At 29.1% G+C, this 21,825-nt stretch carries 21 protein-coding genes; all 21 read left to right on the top strand.

The features are described from left to right. The first annotated feature begins 11 nt into the window (after positions 1–11). The 21 genes from F6464_RS09720 (at position 12) to F6464_RS09820 (ending at position 21,813) form a co-directional block, all read left to right on the top strand. Positions 12–1,118: a glycosyltransferase family 4 protein gene (locus F6464_RS09720; protein WP_225318059.1), complete on the top strand. Its 1,107-nt coding sequence runs from the start codon at positions 12–14 to the stop codon at positions 1,116–1,118. After that, positions 1,115–1,855 (top strand): WecB/TagA/CpsF family glycosyltransferase, encoded by a 741-nt coding sequence (locus tag F6464_RS09725; protein WP_151107611.1) that lies wholly within the window; start codon positions 1,115–1,117, stop codon positions 1,853–1,855. Before F6464_RS09720 ends, F6464_RS09725 begins: the two co-directional genes overlap by 4 nt. A 121-nt stretch (positions 1,856–1,976) precedes the next feature. After that, a complete protein-coding gene (locus F6464_RS09730) occupies positions 1,977–3,344 on the top strand; it encodes an undecaprenyl-phosphate glucose phosphotransferase (protein ID WP_225318060.1) in 1,368 nt (455 codons plus the stop codon). Between the two features lie 157 nt (positions 3,345–3,501). After that, positions 3,502–4,296 (top strand): polysaccharide biosynthesis/export family protein, encoded by a 795-nt coding sequence (locus F6464_RS09735; RefSeq protein WP_151107613.1) that lies wholly within the window; start codon positions 3,502–3,504, stop codon positions 4,294–4,296. Between the two features lie 8 nt (positions 4,297–4,304). Further along, positions 4,305–6,686 carry a GumC family protein gene (locus tag F6464_RS09740; RefSeq protein ID WP_151107614.1) on the top strand — a complete coding sequence of 794 codons (2,382 nt, stop codon included), beginning with the start codon at positions 4,305–4,307 and terminating at the stop codon, positions 6,684–6,686. Positions 6,687–6,777: 91 nt separating this feature from the next. Further along, positions 6,778–7,398, top strand: a complete 621-nt coding sequence (gene recR / locus F6464_RS09745; RefSeq protein WP_151107615.1) for a recombination mediator RecR — start codon at positions 6,778–6,780, stop codon at positions 7,396–7,398. 71 nt (positions 7,399–7,469) lie between these two features. Next, positions 7,470–8,252 (top strand): polysaccharide biosynthesis/export family protein, encoded by a 783-nt coding sequence (locus F6464_RS09750; protein WP_151107616.1) that lies wholly within the window; start codon positions 7,470–7,472, stop codon positions 8,250–8,252. Positions 8,253–8,259: 7 nt separating this feature from the next. After that, positions 8,260–10,722, top strand: a complete 2,463-nt coding sequence (locus F6464_RS09755; protein WP_151107617.1) for an exopolysaccharide transport family protein — start codon at positions 8,260–8,262, stop codon at positions 10,720–10,722. Between the two features lie 7 nt (positions 10,723–10,729). Further along, positions 10,730–11,710: an SDR family oxidoreductase gene (locus F6464_RS09760; protein ID WP_151107618.1), complete on the top strand. Its 981-nt coding sequence runs from the start codon at positions 10,730–10,732 to the stop codon at positions 11,708–11,710. A gap of 19 nt (positions 11,711–11,729) precedes the next feature. Further along, entirely contained in the window at positions 11,730–13,004 is a 1,275-nt protein-coding gene (locus F6464_RS09765) for a nucleotide sugar dehydrogenase (RefSeq protein ID WP_151107619.1), read from the top strand. A 127-nt stretch (positions 13,005–13,131) separates the two neighbouring features. Beyond that, entirely contained in the window at positions 13,132–14,529 is a 1,398-nt protein-coding gene (locus F6464_RS09770; protein ID WP_151107620.1) for a UDP-glucose 6-dehydrogenase, read from the top strand. Between the two features lie 146 nt (positions 14,530–14,675). After that, the gene (locus F6464_RS09775) at positions 14,676–15,182 is read left to right on the top strand and encodes a helix-turn-helix domain-containing protein (RefSeq protein ID WP_151107621.1); all 507 of its coding nucleotides are present in this window, start codon (positions 14,676–14,678) and stop codon (positions 15,180–15,182) included. 14 nt (positions 15,183–15,196) lie between these two features. After that, entirely contained in the window at positions 15,197–15,667 is a 471-nt protein-coding gene (locus F6464_RS09780; protein ID WP_151107622.1) for a UpxY family transcription antiterminator, read from the top strand. A 101-nt stretch (positions 15,668–15,768) separates the two neighbouring features. Further along, positions 15,769–16,815, top strand: a complete 1,047-nt coding sequence (gene rfbB / locus F6464_RS09785) for a dTDP-glucose 4,6-dehydratase (protein WP_151107623.1) — start codon at positions 15,769–15,771, stop codon at positions 16,813–16,815. Between the two features lie 64 nt (positions 16,816–16,879). Next, positions 16,880–17,299 carry a sugar 3,4-ketoisomerase gene (locus tag F6464_RS09790; RefSeq protein WP_151107624.1) on the top strand — a complete coding sequence of 140 codons (420 nt, stop codon included), beginning with the start codon at positions 16,880–16,882 and terminating at the stop codon, positions 17,297–17,299. Continuing rightward, positions 17,296–17,709, top strand: a complete 414-nt coding sequence (locus F6464_RS09795) for a sugar 3,4-ketoisomerase (RefSeq protein ID WP_151107625.1) — start codon at positions 17,296–17,298, stop codon at positions 17,707–17,709. The genes F6464_RS09790 and F6464_RS09795 overlap by 4 nt, the downstream gene beginning before the upstream one ends. A gap of 18 nt (positions 17,710–17,727) precedes the next feature. After that, on the top strand, positions 17,728–18,663 hold the full coding sequence (locus F6464_RS09800) for a GNAT family N-acetyltransferase (RefSeq protein WP_151107626.1): 936 nt from the start codon (positions 17,728–17,730) through the stop codon (positions 18,661–18,663). 14 nt (positions 18,664–18,677) lie between these two features. Further along, positions 18,678–19,802, top strand: a complete 1,125-nt coding sequence (locus F6464_RS09805) for a DegT/DnrJ/EryC1/StrS family aminotransferase (protein WP_191963353.1) — start codon at positions 18,678–18,680, stop codon at positions 19,800–19,802. A gap of 14 nt (positions 19,803–19,816) precedes the next feature. Then, entirely contained in the window at positions 19,817–20,185 is a 369-nt protein-coding gene (locus F6464_RS09810) for an EamA family transporter (RefSeq protein ID WP_151107628.1), read from the top strand. A gap of 6 nt (positions 20,186–20,191) precedes the next feature. After that, the gene (locus F6464_RS09815) at positions 20,192–21,118 is read left to right on the top strand and encodes a glycosyltransferase family 2 protein (RefSeq protein WP_151107629.1); all 927 of its coding nucleotides are present in this window, start codon (positions 20,192–20,194) and stop codon (positions 21,116–21,118) included. Continuing rightward, positions 21,115–21,813: a GNAT family N-acetyltransferase gene (locus tag F6464_RS09820; protein WP_151107630.1), complete on the top strand. Its 699-nt coding sequence runs from the start codon at positions 21,115–21,117 to the stop codon at positions 21,811–21,813. Before F6464_RS09815 ends, F6464_RS09820 begins: the two co-directional genes overlap by 4 nt. Positions 21,814–21,825 lie beyond the last annotated feature (12 nt).

The following is a 21,825-nucleotide window of genomic DNA, read 5'->3' on the forward strand; positions in this document are numbered from 1 at the left end:
AGTAACTAACATTGAAACGAATATTATTTTTATTACATCTTCCTCCACCAATTCATGGTGCTGCAATGGTTGGAAAGTATATACAAGAAAGTAAAATAATAAATAATCAATTTGATACAAATTTTATAAATTTATCTACATCAAAAACACTTAATGATATAGGTCAAAATGGAAAAGGTAAAATAGGAAGCTTATTGTATTTACTTAATAAAGTTATTAAATCAGTATCAAGTAACAAGTTTGATTTATGTTATATGACACTTTCAACAAACGGGCTTGGATTTTATAAGGATTTTTTAATCGTTATTCTTCTAAAATTATATCGTGTAAAAATAATTTATCATTTTCACAATAAGGGGTTTTTTGAAAAACAAAATAAATTTTTTAATCATATTTTGTATAAAATAACATTTCGAAAAACAATGAGTATTTTAATATCAAAATATTTGTATTACGACATTCAAAAATATGTTAATAATAACGATGTTTTTTATTGTCATAATGGTATACCTAAAATAGATTTGTCATTGCCAATATTGAAAAATGATATAGAGGTTAAGCCTTTTTCTATATTATTTTTATCTAATATGATGATAGAAAAAGGAGTCTTTGTACTTTTAGAAGCATGTAATATTTTAAAAAGCAGGAAAGTGTCATTTGAATGTAATTTTGTTGGAGCTTGGTCAGATATTACTAAAGAAATCTTCGATGAATATGTTTCAGAATTGGATTTAAATCAATATGTATTTGCCCATGGTAAGAAATACGATGAAGAAAAACTTCAATTTTTTAATGAGGCAGATGTTTTTGTTTTTCCAACTTTTTACCATAATGAAACTTTTGGTTTGGTCTTACTAGAGGCAATGCAGCATAGTTTGCCAGTTATCTCATGTTCAGAAGGCGGAATTCCTGATGTGGTTCAAGATGGTAATACAGGATTTTTAGTTCCAAAAAAAGATAGTCTAGCATTAGCAGAAAAGATAGAAGTTTTAATTAATAATCCAAAATTAATCAAAGAAATGGGGCAAGCTGGTAAAATGAGATATAGTGAATTATTTACTTTAGAGAAATTTGAAAACAATTTATGTGATATCATTAAACAGGCTATAGAAAAATGAAGAATAATGCAGTTAACTCTATCAATTTATTAGACTATTCTATTTTTAGTGGTCAACTCAATCAGATTTATTCTGAACATAAAATAAGTATAAATACAATCAATCAATATTCTCTTTGCATTGCTGAAAATGATTATGAATTTAAAAAGTCACTTACTCAATCAGATATATTACTTCCGGATGGCATGGCAATTGTTAAAGCAGTAAAGTTTATAACAGGTAATAAAATTGAGAAGATTGCTGGATCAGATGTGCATCTATTTCTGTTGTCTGAATTGAATAAGAAAAAAGGCAAATGTTTTTATTTAGGCTCTGCTGAAAATACTTTGAAAAAAATTAGGCAGCGATTAGCAAATGAGTTTCCAAATATCCAAGTTGAGACTTTTTCGCCACCATTTCAAGCCAGTTTTTCAAAATCTGAAGACAAACAAATGATTGCTGCTATAAATGCATTTCGACCAGATGTTCTATTTATTGGGATGACTGCACCTAAACAAGAAAAATGGTCTCACCTAAACAAAGAAGAATTAAATGTTAAAATAGTGTGTTCTATTGGAGCTGTTTTTGATTTCTATGCAGAAACAATTGTTCGTCCTCATCCCTTTTGGATAAAATTAAGTCTAGAATGGTTTATTCGTTTGATAAAAGAGCCAAAACGCATGTGGAAGAGGTATTTATACTTTGGACCAGTTTTTATAAAATTAATTTTGAAAGAAAAAATAAAATTAGCTAAATAAAATTATTATTTTTAATTTATAAATAATGAAATTGTACTTTTAAAAAAAAATCAAATAGATTTAATTTTATATGTCTCTATTACAAAATCTTGCTACCTATCGTTTTTATCGCTACTTTAAAATGTGCTTCCTACTTTGGGATTTAGTACTATTAAATAGCGCTATACTTTTTTCTTTTATTATAAGGAATGGGAGTATTAAAGACATAAATTTAAAGGAAGTAGAAATTATTTCATTATTATCAAATCTGCTTTGGGTATTTTTATTGTTATATAAAAATGCCTACAGAATAATTAGAATAGAAAGAATAGAATCTATTTTAATCAGAACTATTAGATTAGTTTTAATTCATGCAGTAACAATTTCAGCTTTTGTGATTGGTTTGAAATTTTATCGAATTTCGCGTTTAAGATTGTTTGTTTTTTATATAATTTTTTTCATTTTTCTATTTGTTTCTAGGGTATTATTCATGAAAATTTTAAAATATGTTCGTGCAAAAGGATATAATTTTAGAAATGTGATAATAGTAGGAGCTAATGACACAGGAGAACATATTAATAAACTATTATCAAAAGATTTATCATATGGATACCGAGTATTAGGGTTTTTTGATGATCATGTTGATCCTTTTTCATTTATTTCAACACCACTTTTAGGCGGTTTTGATGATATTCCAGAATTTATTGTGAATCATAAAATAGATGAAATGTATATTGCATTACATATCGACAATATTAAAATTATTAATAAACTTACAGCCCTTTGTGAGAGAAACATGATTCGTATTAAATTTATTCCCGATTTTCAGTTATATACTAAATCAAGAAAAGTGGAAATTAGTTTTTATGAAAATACTCCTGTTCTAATGTTACGAAAAGAACCATTAGAACTCACAATTAATCGCCTAGAAAAGAAAGTTTTTGATGTTTGTTTCTCTTTTCTGGTTATTGTATTAATTTTCCCTTGGTTATTTCCAATACTAATGTTACTCATAAAATTAGATTCTTCAGGACCCGTTTTTTTTAAACAAGTGCGTTCAGGAAGAGATAACAAAGAGTTCAACTGTATTAAATTTAGAACAATGTATACTAATAAGTTTGCAGATGAGCTACAAGCAACCCAAGGAGATATTCGAGTTACAAAAATTGGAGCTTTCATGCGTAGAACAAATTTAGACGAATTGCCACAGTTTATAAATGTTTTAACAGGAGATATGTCAGTAGTAGGGCCTAGACCACATATGTTGAAACACACAGAACAATATTCAGAGCTTATCAGCAACTATCTTGTACGTCATTATGCAAAACCTGGAATTACTGGATGGGCACAAGTAAATGGTTTTCGTGGTGAGACTAAGGAGTTGATTGAAATGAAAGACCGAGTAGATTATGATATTTGGTACATTGAAAATTGGAATTTTTTATTAGATTTAAAAATAATTTATAGAACTATATTTAATGTTTTTAGGGTTGATGATAATGCTTATTAGTAATTTAAATGACTATAAATACTTGAAAAGAATATGAAAGTCTTATCATAAAATTATGACCCCTATTATTTTAGTGTGAGAAAACGGTTTCTAAAATTTATTTCTAAAATTTTGTACATCTATATTAATTATATTTGCAGTGTTAAAAAAAACAATTATGAGTAATTCTTTACTATTAAAGAAAATAGTGCCTTTCTTTTTTACAATTTTTCTTTTATCATGTTCTTCAAGAGAGAAAATAGTTTATTATCAGAACATAGATTCATTGCCTTCTAAGCAAAACACTAACTCATTTGAAATAAAAATTCAACCAGACGATTTGTTAATGATAATTGTTTCTGCCGAAGAATCCGAATCTGCCATACCTTTTAATTTAAAAACATACAATGTTACAAACACAAAACAACTTGATCTTGTTGTCGGACAACAGTCATTACAACTTTATTTAGTAGATGCAAGTGGCACTATAGAGTTTCCAGTTTTAGGTAAACTTAAAGTTAGTGGATATACCAGAAGCGAAGTGTTAAAAATGTTTCAAGAAAAAATTTCAAAATACATCTCAAAGCCTATAATTAATCTACGTATAACTAATTTTAAATTTTCTGTTCAAGGAGAAGTAAATTTACCAGGAACTTATCAAGTAATTTCAGAACGAATCACATTAATTGAAGCCTTAACGATGGCTAAAGATTTAACTATTTATGGAAAGAGAAATAATATTTTATTGATACGTGAAATAGATGGGGTAAAATCGTACAATAGAGTAGATATTACTAAAGCAGATTTTATTAACTCTCCTTTTTATTATTTGGCTCAGAATGATGTAATTTATGTGGAGCCAAATAAAAATAAAATAAACGGAGCAGCAGTTGGTCCAAATACGGGTGTGATTATTTCTATAACATCGTTATTAATTACATTAATTACACTAATCATTACCTCTACAAAATAAAAGATTAAATGTCGAAAAATAAATCTAAATCGAATACAGAAAAAGAAGAAGAGTTTTATTTAAAAGACATTTTAAGTAAATATATAGTTCATTGGAAATGGTTTTTTGTAGGAATTATATCTTTTTTAATTGCAGCTTTTTTACATTTAAGATATGCTACTCCTGAATACCGAGCTTCTACTACAATATTGGTAAAAGATGAAAAAAAAGGAGGTATGCTATCCGAACTTTCTGCATTTGCCGACATCGGTTTAGTAGGAGGACTTAAAAGTAATGTTGATAATGAAATTGAGATTTTAAAGTCTAGAACATTAGTTGAAAGTACTGTTAAAATGTTAGATTTGAATATTAGTATGTTTATTCAAGGAAAGATAAACGACATTGAAACTTATAAAAAAGCTCCTATTAAATTAAATTTTATTAACAGAAAAAATAAGTTTTACGAGAGTAAAATGATTTTTAATTTTATTGACCTCAAAAACGGAAAGTTTCAATTAGAAAGCAATTTAGATTATAATGATACAAGCACAATATTATCTAATAAGAAAGAATTTTTATATGGCGAAATAATTCATACTGAGAATGGAGATTTGATAATAAATAGATTTATTCGAGAAAAAAATAAAAAAAACAATGATGGAGCTGCAATTACAATAGTAGTTTCACCCATTGATGATGTAGTAGATAGTTTTAAAAACCGAATAGAGGTAACATCATTAAGCAAAACTAGCAGTGTTGTTTCTGTTTCAATAACCGACCCCGTAATTGAAAGGGCAGAAATTTTTCTGAATAATTTGATACAAATTTATAATGAAAATGCTGTTTCAGATAAGAATTTAATTTCAGAAAAGACATCGGAGTTTATTGCTAATAGATTAAAATTAATTACACAAGAACTTGACGGAGTTGAACAAGATGTGGAGATTTTTAAGAAAACAAACAAGCTTACCAATATAGAAACTGATGCAAAGTTATTTTTGGAAGGGTCTAGTGAATATAATAAAAAGATTTTAGAAGCAGAGATTCAATCCAATGTAGTCTATTCATTGTTGGAATTTATGAAAAATTCAACCAATTCTGATTTACTTCCTACAAATATTGTTTCTGGTGAAAGAGATGCTTCAGAACTTATAAATTCATATAATGAATTGATTTTAAACAGAAATCGAATTTTAAAAACAGCAACTTCTTTAAACCCAGTAGTTGTTAAAATGGATCAAGATATACAATCTTTAAAATCTACAGTTACTTCTAGTTTAAAACGCTTACAAACAAATTTAGCTATACAGAAAAGAGATTTAAAAGCCAAGGAAGGCTCATTTAATTCTAAAATCGGAAAAATTCCAGTTCAGGAACGACAGTTTAGAGTCATTGCAAGGCAACAAAAAGTAAAAGAAGAACTCTATTTGTATTTATTACAAAAAAGAGAAGAGACTGCCATTTCGCTTTCGGCAACTGAACCTAATGCCCGAGTAGTAGATTTAGCAAAAGCACTCAAAGAACCAGTTTCTCCAAAAAAGAATGTGATATATTTTGCGGCATTTTTGTTAGGACTTTTTATTCCATTTGCGGTTATTTATGTTAATGATTTATTAGATAATAAGATTAAGAGTAGATTAGACCTAGAAGGAAAAACCAATATTCCTTTCATAGGAGACATACCAACTTCAGATTCGCCTTTGGAAATTATGAGGCCAGATAGCCGATCCAGCTCTGCAGAAGCTCTAAGAATTATAAGGTCTAATCTAGATTTTATGGTCAACAAAGATGCTGAAAATAGCGCTAAGACCATTTTTGTAACTTCTACTATACCGCAAGAAGGAAAGACATTTGTCTCTGCAAATTTAGCAGCAACTTTCGCTCTTTCAGGAGATAAAGTATTGTTAATAGAAATGGATATTCGTTGTCCAAGATTGGGTAAGTATTTAAACATTCAGGAAAAGGGAGTTACTAATTATTTATCCTCTAAAGATTTAAAATTAGAAGACTTAATAGCAAAACAAGAAGGCTACGATGATTTTCATGTTTTGTCTGCGGGTAATATTCCACCTAACCCTGCAGAGTTACTTATGAATAAAAAAGTAGATTCCTTTTTCGAATATCTAAAAACGAAATATGATTATATTATTGTAGATACTGCTCCCGTTAGTGTCGTTGCTGACACTATTTTAATCGCTAAACAAGCTGATTGCTTTGTTTATGTTTTTCGTGCTAACTTTTTAGGAAAAAGAATGCTTTCTATACCAAACAGATTATGTAAAGAGGGAAAATTGCCAAATATGTGCTTGCTTCTAAATGATACGAATCCTAAAGCAGGAAATGGCTTTGGGTATGGCTATGGAAATAAATCCTTAAAAAAGCATTGGTATCAAAATTTTTTAAATTTTTAAATTAAAATTTATGCTTTAGAACAGTTTGTAAGTAAGTATATCTATCTATAAAACTCTTTGATATTTATAGGTATTAATTTAAAAATTAAAAATGGAATTTTCATCTAAAGTATTAGAAAAAGCAGTTAACGAAATTTCTCAATTGCCCGGTATAGGAAAAAGAACAGCCTTGAGATTAGTTTTGCATCTTTTAAAACAACCAAAAGAGCAAACCGTTTTTTTGTCTCAAGCATTACTAACGATGCGAGAAGAAATAAAATTTTGTTTAAATTGTCATAACCTTTCTGATGTTACAATTTGCGAAATTTGTTCTAACAAAAATAGAGACCATAAAATCATATGTGTTGTTGAAGATGTTAGAGATGTTATGGCTATAGAGAATACAGGACAATACAGAGGTGTTTATCATGTTTTAGGAGGAAAAATATCGCCAATTGATGGTGTTGGACCAAATCAATTAAATATAAATTCTTTGGTTAAAAAAGTAAAATCAGGAGCAGTTTCAGAAGTAATATTTGCTTTAAGTTCCACAATGGAAGGAGACACAACTAATTTTTATATCTACAAACAGATACAAGAAAGCAGTATAATTACATCAACAATTGCTAGAGGAATAGCTGTAGGAGATGAATTAGAATATGCCGACGAAGTAACTTTGGGCAGAAGTATTTTGCAACGAATTCCATTTGAGAACGCATTCAAAAACTATTAGTTCAAATTAAACATATACCTTTTTGTATTTACAAATGAAAACCTATCTTTGTTTGGAATTTTTTTTTTAAAATGAACAGAATATTAATAAATTTACTCGTATTTTTTGCATTTTTATGTACTTCATGTGTGCCAACAAATAATTTAATATACTTACAAAAAAAAGACAACGAAAATGTTGTTGTAAATCAAATTGTTGCAAAGCCTTACAGGTTACAGGTAAATGATGTAGTGAGCATATTCATAAAAGCAATAGATCAAAAATTAGTTGCTATGTTCAATTCTTCAGAGTCAGGAATAGCAACTAAATCTGATGTAGGATTGTATTTTGACGGATATACTGTAGACGATCACGGTAACATTCGTATCCCAGTGTTAGGAGAAGTATCAGTTATTGGTAATACAATAGATGAAGTTAGGAAAACAGTAGAAAAAAAATTGTTAGAGGAATATTTTAATAAAGAAGCCAATATTTTTGTAACTATTAAATTAGCGGGTTTACGATATACTATTAACGGAGAAATAGCAATACCAGGAACTAAGATATTATATCAAGACAAAGTAAATATACTAGAAGCTATTGCAAATTCAGGAGATATTACTATTACTGGAGATAGAAAAGCGGTTACAGTTATTAGGCAATTTCCTTATGGGACTGAAATGCATGATATTGATTTGACAGATATAAATGCAATGAAATCGCCATATTTTTACGTTCAACCCAATGATTATATTTATATTAAGCCACTTAAACAAAAAACTTGGGGAACAGGAACTACTGGAATTCAATCCTTAGGGACAATAATTACTCTTCTATCATTAGCAACAACAACTTTTTTGCTGTTAAGAAACTAATTAAAGTATGATTGATACTAAAGATTTCTCTTTTTTAGAAAGCCAAAATAGCTTTGATTTTAAAGGATTTTTAATAAAAATCACAAGTTATTGGAGGTGGTTTATTATTAGTTTAATTATTACATTAACAATTGCACACCAAGTAAATATTAGAAAAGAGAAAATCTATGCAATGGAGACTTCTATTGCAATAAAAGAAGAGAATAATCCTTTTTTAACTGCTTCTACCAGTTTGGTTTTTAATTGGGGAGGAACATCAGATCAAGTTCAAATTATTTCAAATACTTTACGTTCAAGATCTCACAACGAAATTGTTGTAAATGACCTTCAGTTTTACATAGATTATTTGCAACAAGGAGAATATAACTACAAAGACGTTTATGGGGAAATCCCTTTTCATATAATGATTGAAAAAAATAAAGGACAGTTGGCATATAGTCTAATTGGCATAAAATTTTTAAGTGAATCGGAGTATGAAATTAAAATTAAGTTTGAAAATCCAAGTGTCTCTCTTATTCATTATTATGATAACAGTACAAGTACAACTTCTGTAGTTGAAGGAGAATTTATAAAAAAGTATAAAGTTGGAGAAAAAGTTTCGTTGCCTTTTATAAATTGGAAATTAGATATTAATGATAATCCAGGCTTTTATAAAGGGAATGAATATTTTGTTCGATTTAATGATTTAGATGGTGTGGTTTCCAAATATCAAGGTATAAGTGTTGATGTAGACGCTAAAGCATCTTCAATTTTGCAACTTTCATTAATAGGACCAAATAAAAATAGATTGGTTGATTATTTAAATGCAACAGTGAAAATGTTAATTAAATTGCAATTGGACAGAAAAAATCAGTTTGCAACTAATACAATAAAGTTTATTGATAGCACTTTGATTTTAATGGGCAAACAGTTAAAGGATAATAGCGAAGAACTAAAATCCTTTAATAAAAACAATAACATGTTTCAGATAGAAGATGGAGGTGCTGAAGTTTCTGCTAAATTATCTGGATATGATATAAATAAAGATGAAATACAAAGGAAAATTTCGTATTGCAATTCTTTAAAATCATATTTAAAAAGCAGTGTCGATTATTCTAGACTTCCTGCTCCAACAGTTGCAGGCATCGACGATCCAAATATTGTAACAAATGTTTCTAAACTAATAGCATTATCGACACAGAGATCCGAATTAGCTTATTCTGTTAAAAGCGATAAAATTTTTAAAGAATTTGACAATCAAATGGAAGCTTTAAAGAATGTTTTGTTAGAAAATATAGCGTCAGCGAACAGTTCACTTCTTTATGATTTAGCTTTAGTAAATAATAAAATTTCAGAATTAGAAAACAATATTAAAAAATTACCAAGTGACAAACAAGAATACCTTAAAATAGTAAGAAAGTATGATTTAAGCGACAATATTTATAATACTTTTTTACAAAAAAGAAGTGAAGCAGAAATTGCAACCGCCGCAAATTTGTCTGATATACATTTTGTAGATCCTGCAAAAGATACTGGAGGAGGTAAAATAGGGCCAAATACAAATGTAAACTATGTTCTTGCAGTATTTTTGGGACTTCTTATTCCTTTAGTAATTATTTTTGTTATTTTTTTTCTAGAAAACTCTATACTTAACACTGAAGATATTAGTAAATTAACAAGTATTCCATTAATAGGAGTAGTCGGAATTAAATATGGAAGTTCTAATTTGTCTGTTTTCGAAAAGCCTAAATCGGCATTATCAGAATCGTTTAGAGCAATTCGTTCCTCTTTGCAGTTTTTATATAAGAAACAAGAAATTGAGGGCTCAAAAACATTAATGATTACCTCTTCAGTTAGTGGTGAGGGAAAAACATTTTGCTCTTTAAATATAGCCACCGTTTTTGCATTAAGTGAAAAGAAAACAGTAATAGTAGGTTTAGATTTAAGAAAGCCAAGGATTTTTGATGATTTTAAAATCAAAAATGATATAGGAGTTGTGAACTTTCTAATTAAACAGAAATCAATAGACGAAGTAATACAGAAAACACATATTCCTAATCTCGATGTAATTACCTCAGGGCCTATACCTCCAAATCCTTCTGAGCTAATTATAGGTGACAGTATGCGAGAATTCATGGATTTATTAAAGAAAAGATACGATTACATTATATTAGATACTCCGCCAGTTGGGTTAGTGTCTGATGCTATTGAGTTAGCAGAATATTCAGATGTAATTTTGTACATTATGAGACAGAATTACACCAAGAAAGACATGATTACTTTATTAAACAATAGGCTTAAAAGAGGGGAGTTAATGAATATTAGTATCATATTTAATGGCTTTCAAAATAAAGCAAAATACGGAACAGCTTATGGCTATGGTTATGGTTATGGCTATGGTTACGGAAATTATGCTGAAGGATATCATGAAGAAGATAAAAACAAAAACATTTTTAATAAAATAAGATCAAGATTTGTTAAAAACAAATAAAAATAAAATGAATCAAAAAGTTAAAATTCTAATTACTGGAGGAGCAGGTTTTATTGGTTCTAACCTTTGTGAATATTTTTTGTCTAAAGAATATCAAGTTGTTTGTTTGGATAATTTTGCAACTGGACATCGACACAATTTAAGTTCATTCATTAATAATAAAAACTTCACTTTGATAGAAGGTGACATCAGAAATTTGTCTGATTGCCACAAAGCTGTTGGTGGAGTAGATTTTGTTTTGCATCAAGCGGCTTTAGGCTCGGTTCCTCGTTCTATTAATGATCCAATCACCACAAATGATGTAAATGTTTCAGGATTTTTAAATATGCTTGTAGCTTCTCGTGATGCAAAAGTGAAACGGTTTATATATGCCGCTAGCTCCTCAACTTATGGCGATTCTGAAAGTCTTCCAAAAGTAGAAGAAAATATCGGCAAACCATTATCTCCTTATGCCATTACTAAATATGTTAACGAGTTGTATGCTGAAATTTTCAGTAAAAGTTATGGTTTAGAAACCATAGGATTACGTTATTTTAATGTTTTTGGTAGAAAACAAGATCCTAATGGTGCTTATGCAGCAGTAATTCCAAAATTTGTAATGCAATTAATGGCACACGAAAGCCCCGTTATTAATGGAGATGGGAATTTTTCCAGAGATTTTACTTATATCGATAATGTCATTCAAATGAATGAATTAGCAATAAAAATAACAAATCCTGAGGCAATAAATACCGTATACAACACTGCTTACGGAGATAGAACAACATTAAATGATTTAGTTAAATATCTAAAAGAATCACTTTCTAAATACGATAAAGTAATTGCAAGTTTACCAATAATACATGGACCAAATAGAGCGGGAGATATCCCTCATTCTTTGGCAAGTATTGACAAAGCAAAAAAGTTGTTAAACTATAAACCATTATTTTCTATGCAAAAAGGTTTAGATGAAGCTGTAAAATGGTATTGGTCTAATTTAAAAAAATAATATTTTTAATTCTCTATAAATGAAAATAGCAGTAATTGGTTTAGGATATGTAGGATTGCCATTAGCGCGATTATTTGCAACAAAATATTCAGTTGTTGGTTTTGATATCAATAAATCTAGGGTTGACGAATTAAATTCAGGTATTGATAGTACTTTAGAAATAGATAAATCTTTATTAGAATCTGTTTTATTAAAGCAACCAACACAAAATGCCATAGGATTATTATGTTCCACAAATTTAGAAGATATAAAAGATTGTAATTACTATATTGTAACTGTTCCAACTCCAGTAGATAAAAATAACAGACCTGATTTAACTCCTTTATATAAATCTAGTGAAACAGTTGGTAAAGTACTAAAGAAAGGGGATATTGTAATATATGAATCTACAGTTTATCCAGGTGTTACAGAAGACGAGTGCGTACCAGTACTTGAGAGAGTAAGTGGTTTAGAATTTAATATTGATTTTTTTGCGGGGTATTCTCCTGAAAGAATTAATCCAGGAGACAAGCAACATACTGTCGAAAAAATATTAAAAGTAACAGCAGGTTCAACTCCTGAAATTGGTATAAAAGTAAATGATTTGTATAAATCAGTTATAACGGCAGGTACGCATTTAGCTCCAACAATCAAAGTTGCCGAGGCTGCAAAAGTTATTGAGAATTCACAAAGAGATATCAATATTGCTTTTGTAAATGAACTATCTAAAATATTTAATATTCTCGGAATAGATACACATGATGTACTTGAAGCTGCAGGAACAAAATGGAATTTTCTTCCATTCAAACCAGGATTGGTTGGTGGACATTGTATAGGCGTAGACCCTTATTATTTGGCTCAAAAGGCACAAGAAATGGGCTATCATCCTGAAATTATTTTAGCAGGAAGAAGACTCAATGATAGTATGGGAGAGTACGTTGCTTCTCAAGTAGTTAAACTAATGATAAAAAAAGGAGTCGTTGTAAACGGGGCTAGTCTATTAATGCTAGGGATAACATTTAAAGAAAATTGCCCAGATGTAAGAAACACTAAAATCGTTGATGTTATTGCAGCATTAAAAGAATATGGAATTTTTGTAGATATATACGATCCTTGGGCAAATCCTTCAGAAGTAAAGCATGAATATGGCTTGATAACGACTAATGCTTTTCCGTCAAAAAAATACGATGCTATAATTTTAGGAGTGGCTCACAATGAGTTCTCTCTTATAGATTATTCTTTAATTAAGAATGAAAGCTCTGTACTATATGACGTTAAAGGTATTTTAGGAAATCTTGCCGATGGTAAATTATAATAAATAAAATAGCTAATAAAAATAAGTTTGATATGAAATCGCCACAAGCTATAAGTTTGTTCAAAACAAACACCTAAAAGTAAAAGACGATACTATATATGACCAAAAAAAAATAAAATTAACATATATGAAAATTACTTCTATTTGTTGTATTGGTGCAGGATACGTTGGTGGACCAACGATGGCTATTATAGCTCAAAAATGCCCACACATAAAAGTTACCGTTGTAGATTTAAATGAAGAAAGAATAGCAGCTTGGAACGATGATGATGTAAATAATATTCCTATTTACGAACCAGGATTAAGTGACTTAGTGGCGGAAGCAAGAGGAAAAAACTTATTTTTTTCTACGGAAGTCGAGAAAGCAATAGATGAAGCACAAATGATATTTATATCAGTAAATACGCCTACTAAAACTTACGGTTTAGGCAAAGGAATGGCGGCTGATTTAAAATACATAGAGCTTTGTGCAAGACAAATAGCTGCTGTTGCAAAAGAGAATAAAATCGTAGTAGAAAAATCTACTTTGCCTGTTAGAACTGCCGAGGCTGTAAAAAATATTTTAGACAATACAGGAAATGGAGTGCAATTCCAAATTCTATCAAATCCAGAGTTCTTGGCCGAAGGAACAGCGGTTCAAGATTTATTAAATCCCGATAGAGTATTAATTGGGGGAGATGCTACAAATGGTCAAGAAGCAATTGATGCTTTAGTCGAAGTTTATGCAAATTGGGTTCCAAGGGAGAAAATTTTAACTACAAATCTCTGGTCTTCAGAATTGTCAAAATTAACAGCTAATGCTTTTTTAGCGCAACGTGTTTCTTCTATTAATGCTATGTCAGAGTTATGCGAGAAAACAGGTGCAGATATTAATGAATTGTCTAAAGCAATAGGAATGGATAGTAGAATTGGGCCAAAATTCCTTAAAGCATCTGTTGGTTTTGGAGGGTCTTGTTTTCAAAAAGACATTTTAAATTTGGTTTATATTGCAAAAACTTATGGTTTAAACAAAGTAGCCGATTATTGGGAACAAGTTGTTATTATGAATGATCATCAAAAGCGACGTTTTTCTAACAATATTGTACAAACATTATACAATACTGTTTCTGGGAAAAAAATTGCTTTTTTAGGTTGGGCATTCAAGAAAGACACCAATGATACTAGAGAATCTGCTGCTATTAATGTCTCTGATTTTTTACTAAACGAACAAGCAAAAATTGCAGTTTATGACCCTAGGGTAAAAGAAAAACAAATTATTAACGATTTAATTTATTTAAAGTCAAGATCTCTTGATGATATTAAAAAAGGAGTTATTGTTTATGACAATCCTTATGAAGTTTGTAGAGGAGCACATGCTATTGCTATTTTAACAGAATGGGATGAATTTAAAGAGTATGATTGGCAAAAAATATACGACAACATGCAAAAACCTGCATTTGTTTTTGACGGAAGAAATATTTTAGATGCTAAAAAAATGACTACTATTGGATTTGTATTTAATGCTATAGGTGGTGCAAATGAGTAAATTATAGTAAAAAACAAAACGCTAAATGATTTTAAAAAATTAAATTTTTGTTTTTAAAATAATAAGGTATATTAAGAAAAAGTGATTTTTTTATTGAATTAGTTTATTTTTAAAATATTGAGTACTTTTGTTACTCAATATTAAGCATGCTAGAAACTTTAATAACATCAAAAACTCGAATTCGCATACTGGTAAAGTTTTTTATAAACGTTGCTAATGATGGATATTTAAGAGGCCTCGCAGAAGAACTAAATGAATCTACAAACTCCATTAGAAAAGAATTAAATAATTTATTGCAGGCTGGTTATTTAGAAAAAGAAGCTATAAACAATAAAGTAATCTATAAAGCTAATGCCAAACATCCTTTATTTACTGTTTTACAAAAGATTGTTCATCAGCACATAGGTATAGATGCTATTGTTGAATTAATTTTGCAACGAATAGGCACTATTGAAAAAGTTGTTGTGATTGGTGATTATGCAAATGGTAAGGACAGTGGAATAATTGAAGTTGTTCTGATTGGTAAAGAATTAGATGCTAAATACATTTATAATTTAGCTTCAAAAATTGAAAGTAGGATAAAAAGGAAAATAAAGTTTTATATAAATGATTATCAATATGGTAAAGGATTGGTAATTTACGAAGCGACTTAAAAAAATAAATAAATATGCCTTGGTTTGTCATTTATACAAAGCCGCGAAATGAAAAAAAAGTAGCAGAGCGTTTAGAAAAACTTGGGATTATTGTATATTGTCCTTTGGTTACTCAAATAAAACAATGGTCTGATAGAAAAAAGAAAGTACAAAAGCCACTTTTTAATTCATACCTTTTTGTTTGTTTAGAGGATAAAGAAAGGCAAAATGTTTTTCAAGTTTCTGGAGTAGTCAGGTATTTATTTTGGTTAGGAAAGCCTGCGGAAGTTCGTAATGAAGAAATTGAAATATTAAAAGAAAGTTTAAAAGGAGTTATGTCTTCAGTTGAAGTTACTTCAATTAATGCTGGTGATATTTTAAATATTCCTAGCGGTCCTTTTAAAGGCAAAGAAGGTATAGTAAAACATATAAATAAAAATAGTTTACAGTTAATTCTTAAAGAGTTGGGTTTTTTAATTACTTTAACAAAAGAAGAAATTCAATAATATAAAGTAACGTTTATAAGTCCTAGTTAGTTATAAATGTGACTGACAGGGCGAAGCCATTTAAAAAAGTAAGATAATTTAATTAGTAAGTATTCCATACAATGAAAAAAATAATAATCACCGGGGGAGCCGGATTTATTGGGTCTCATGTTATAAGAAGATTTGTAAAAAAATATCCTCAATATCAAATATTTAATCTTGACGCTCTTACTTATGCAGGGAATTTAGAAAATATTGCAGATATTCAGAATGAACCCAATTATACTTTTATAAAAGGAGATATCGTTAATGAGGATTTCATCAACGAACTTTTTCAAAAACATCAGTTCGATGCAGTAATCCATTTAGCTGCTGAATCACATGTAGACCGTTCAATTACTGATCCTCTATCATTTGTTAAAACAAATGTAATAGGAACTATGAATTTATTAAATGCCGCAAAGCAAATATGGAATAATAATTTCGAAGGAAAACGATTTTATCATGTAAGTACCGATGAGGTTTACGGAACTTTAGGAGCAACAGGATTGTTTACAGAAACTACTCCTTATGCACCAAATTCTCCTTATTCAGCATCTAAAGCTAGTTCAGATCATTTTGTTAGGGCTTATGGAGAAACGTATGGCTTACCTTATGTTATTACAAATTGTTCCAATAATTATGGGCCTAATCATTTCCCTGAAAAATTAATTCCATTATTAATTAACAATATTATCCAAAATAAACCATTGCCTGTATATGGTGACGGAAAATACACTCGTGATTGGTTGTTTGTAAAAGATCATGCTGTTGCTATTGATTTGGTTTTTCATGAAGGAATAAATCACGAAACATATAATATTGGCGGATTTAATGAATGGCAAAACATCGATTTGGTTAAATTATTATGCCAAAAAATGGATGAAAAACTAGGAAAAGTTTCTGGGACTTCAGAAAAATTAATAACGTATGTTAAAGATAGACCTGGGCATGATTTGAGATATGCCATCGATGCCAATAAAATAAATAAGGAATTAGGATGGAGTCCATCCGTAACTTTTGAAGAAGGATTAGAGCAAACTATAGATTGGTATTTAGAAAATTCTGAATGGCTAAATAATGTAACTAGCGGAAGTTATCAAAAGTATTATGACAATCAATATGAATAGTACTATATTTAAAAAAATAACTTTATTTATAAATGAGATTAAAATCAATCAATAAATTTAAAAAATGGATTTTAAAGATGATTTTAATACCCCTAGAATTATACAATTCCCAAAAATTCAAGACCCTAAAGGGAATTTAACTTTTATTCAAAATCCTCAGCATGTGCCTTTTGAAATAAAAAGAACTTTTTGGACTTATGATATACCAGGAGGAGAGATTAGAGGCGGACATGCTTATAAATCACAGGAAGAAATCATAATTGCATTAAGCGGAAGTTTTGATGTAATTGTAACTAATTTATTAGGTAAAACAGAAAAATTTTCTTTAAATAGGTCTTATTATGGGCTTTACTTACCCAAATTGACATGGCGATATATGGAAAATTTCTCTACAAATTCATTAAGCCTACATTTATCAAGTAAGGAGTTCTTTGAAGAAGATTATGTTAGGGAGTTTGAATTGTTTAAAAAATTGTCACAATGATTCCTATACAAATAAGAGATTGTCACACGATTGTTTTACCTAAAATTGGGAATAGAAACGGGCATATTACGGCAATAAATAATAATATTGAAATTCCTTTTGCTGTTAGACGTGTTTTTTATTTATATGACATTCAAGGTGGAGATTCTCGAGGAGCTCATGCTCATAAGGAATGCCATCAATTTTTAGTTGCAGCAAGTGGTTCATTCGAAGTATTGTTAGACGATGGAATTTCAAAACACAAAGTACTTTTAAATTTGCCAGATGTAGGGTTGCATATTCCTCCAGGAATTTGGGCATCTGAAATGAATTTTTCAAGTGGGGCAATCTGTTTAGTCTTAGCCTCACATGATTTTAATGAAGAGGATTATATAAGAGATTATAATAATTATTTAGAATGGAAATCATAGTAAGAAGTTCTTTGATTTATGATTGAAATAATAAAATATGAATCATCAAGAAGTAATGAATGGGACAATTTTGTTTCCAATTCAAGAATAGATTCCTTTATTTTTTTCAGAGATTTCATGGATTATCATTCCCATAAGTTTGTTGATTTTTCTTTGATGATATACAAAAAAGGCAATTTAGATGCAGTAATACCAGGAAATATTGACAATGATATTTTTTATTCCCATCAAGGATTAACTTATGGGGGGGTAATTACATCCGTAAATTCTAAAACTGTCGATATAATTAATTACTTTAATACTATCAATATTTTTTTAAAGAATAATGGTTTAAAACGAGTTGTGTATAAATCAATTCCATACATCTATAACAAGTTACCAACTCAGGAAGATTTGTATGTATTATTTAAGTTAAAAGCACAAAAAATAGCTTGTAATATTTCATCAACTATTTATCAAAACAATAAATTGCCTTTTATAGAATTACGAAAAAGAGGATCCAAAAAAGCTAAAGTAAATAATGTAGAAATAATAAAAACTACTGATTTTAGAGACTTTTGGACCGTTTTAGAAGACAACTTAATAGCTACTCATGGAGTTAAGCCAGTACACACTATAAATGAAATAACATTTCTGCATAAAAAATTTCCTGATAATATTGTTGGTTATACTTGTTTGCTGGATTCAAAAGTAATTGCAGGTTGTGTACTTTTTGTAATGAAAAATGTTGTTCATGTCCAGTACATTTCAGCAAATGACAAAGGGAAAGAGGTTGGCGCATTAGATTTACTGTTTGAAAATCTAATAATTGAAAAATACAATCATAAAGACTTTTTCGATTTCGGGCAATCAACAGAACAAATGGGTGCTGTTTTGAATGAAAATTTAATATTTCAGAAAGAAGGCTTTGGTGCAAGAGGAGTTTGTTATGACACCTATAAATACGATATCTAATTTAGTTTTTAATTTTGATTAAATTTCTTGATCTTCAAAAAATAAATGCAACTTACTCAGACGAATTAAAATTAGCTGCTTCGGAAGTCATTGATTCTGGCTGGTTTTTGATGGGAGAAAAAGTAAAAAAATTTGAAAAAAACTTAGCTGCATACATAAGTTCATCATATGCAATTGGCGTAGGAAATGGTTTAGATGCGCTTCGATTAATTCTTAAAGGCTATATCGAATTAGGATTTTTGTCAGAAGGAGATGAGGTTATTGTTCCCGCAAATACTTATATAGCTTCAATTTTAGCCATTACTGATAATAAATTAAAACCAGTTTTAGTAGAACCCAATAATTTAACCTTTAATCTCGATATTGATTTAATCGAGAAGAAAATCACTAAAAGAACTAAAGCTATAATGATAGTGCATCTATATGGTCAAGTTTGTTGGAGTGATTCAATTAAAGATTTAGCCAAAAAACACAATTTAAAAATAATTGAAGATAATGCTCAAGCTTTTGGTGCTGAATATAATGGTGTGAAAACTGGAGCATTAGGCGATGCAGCAGGATTTAGCTTTTATCCCGGAAAAAATTTAGGCGCATTAGGCGATGCAGGAGCTGTAACCACAAATAATCATGAGCTTGCGGAAGTTATTAGAGCATTAGGTAATTACGGGAGTAAAAAAAAATATAGCAATGAATATCAAGGTTTAAATAGTAGATTAGACGAAATTCAAGCTGCTTTTTTAAATGTAAAATTGAAGTATATTGATATAGAAAATCAGCAAAGAAGAGATAGGGCTGCATCGTATTTGAAAGGAATATATAATTCTGAAATTATGTTACCATTTCCAAACAATAGTTCTTTAAAAGTTGAAGACAATAAAGAGCATGTTTGGCATTTATTTGTGATTCGGCATCCAAAAAGAAATCAACTGCAAGACTATCTTAAAAATAATGGAATTGAAACTTTAATACATTATCCAATACCTGCGAACAAGCAGTTAGCCTATAAAGAAATGAATGAATTAAATTTTCCAATAACTAATTCAATTCACAATGAAATTTTGAGTTTGCCTATAAGCCCAGTGATGACTAATACAGAAGTTGCAATAGTTATAGAAGCAATTAATAGTTTTAGATATTAAAGAACGAAAGTTTTATGAATCCTTACTTTTACATTTTTGGCACACTTTTTTTTACAGTTTACGGACAAATCGTATTGAAATGGAGGTTGTCAGGGTTGAAAGTTATTTTACCAGAAGGCTTTTCAGAAAAAATAGTCTATTTAACTAAGCTAATTTTTGATCCTTTTATATTTTCAGGTTTTGCATCTGCATTTATAGCTTCATTATTTTGGATGGCAGCCATGACCAAGTTTGAAATCACACAAGCATATCCTTTTATGAGCCTGGCTCCAGCCTTAGTTTTTGTTATTGGAATATTATTTTTAGGAGAGACCTTTAGTATTGGTAAAGTGTTAGGCTTAGGATTAATTATTATAGGAATAGTAGTTACCGTGAAATATTAATTAAATATGAAAGAAGTGCCACATATTTCAATAGTAAGTCCTGTTTACAGAGCCGAGAAAATCCTCGAAAAACTTGTAGATGAAATTCGTAGTGCCATGATGGAAATAAACACTACTTATGAAATTATATTTGTTGATGATAGAAGTCCTGATAATTCTTGGGAAGTTATGAAACAACTTTCTTCAAAATTTTCTGAAGTGAAGAGCTTCAGATTAAGTAGAAATTTCGGGCAGCATCCTACAATAATGGCTGGGCTTTCAGAAGCAAAAGGAGAATGGATTGTTGTTATGGATTGTGATCTTCAAGATCAACCGAAAGAAATTATTAGAATGTATGAAAAAACAAAAGAGGGATATGATATAGTTTTAGCCAGTAGAAGGCATAGACAAGATGGATTTATTAAGAAATTTTCATCGAAATTATTTTATATTGTTTTTAATTATTTATCAGGTATAGAAATAGATAATGAAGTAGCTAATTTTGGTATTTATAATCAAAAAGTGATTCAATCAATAACAAAAATCAACGATCATATTAAATTTTTTCCTCTATTTATTAAGTGGGTTGGTTTTAATTCCACTTCAATTATTGTTAAACACAGCGAAAGAGAAGACGGGAAATCATCGTATAGTTTTTTTAAATTACTTTCATTATCTTTTAATACAATTTTATCTTTTTCTGATAAACCATTAAAAATATTTACTTTTTTAGGGCTATCTATTTCTACAATATCTTTTGCTTTTGGATGTTATTATCTATTTCAGTCGCTAACGGGGCAAATCAAAGAACCGGGATTTAGTTCGTTAATAATTTCAATTTGGTTATTATCAGGAATTATTATTTCAATAATCGGAATAGTAGGTGTCTATTTAGGTAAAACTTTTAATCAAGTTAAAAACAGACCAATTTATATTATCGACGAAAAAAGATGAATATTAAGAAATTAGAGTGGGATAGTCATTTTTTTGGTTTTGAAATAGCCGAAGCTAATGAAGTTGAAAATGATTCAATCCTTATTGATTCAGAAAATTATAATTTAATTGTTCTTAAACAAGAACACGAACAAGTTGTAAAAATTCAAGGTTTTAAAAAAACTTTTCAAGAAACTAAAATTATTTTTAGTAAAAAATTAGATTCGAAAAGCACAAACATTATAGAACAATCAATAATTGATTTTGATGAAATTCCCACCACTAAAGATTTACTTTATCCTCTAGCCTTTGAAAGTGGTAAATACAGTAGATTTAGATTAGACCTAAATTTTAATCAAGAAAAATTCGAATTGTTATACAGCAAATGGATAGATAATAGTATAAGTAAAGAATTTGCAGACAAGATTTTTTATTTAAAAGAGTCTAATGAAGTGATTGGATTTGTAACTGTTAAAAACAATCAAAATTTTTCTACAATCGGATTAATTGCAGTATCAGAAAATTATCAGGGAAAAGGAATTGGCAGAATCTTGCTGTCAAATATGGAGAAATATTGTGTTTCACAAAACATTTTTGAATTAAGAATTCCAACCCAAAAAGAAAATATTCCAGCGTGTAATTTTTATTCGAAGATGAATTATCATGTAAATGAAGAAATAATTATAAAACATTATTGGAACAATAATAAACATTAGATAAAAACAAAT

The organism is Flavobacterium luteum (assembly GCF_008806775.1).
Taxonomy (GTDB): Bacteria; Bacteroidota; Bacteroidia; order Flavobacteriales; family Flavobacteriaceae; genus Flavobacterium; species Flavobacterium luteum.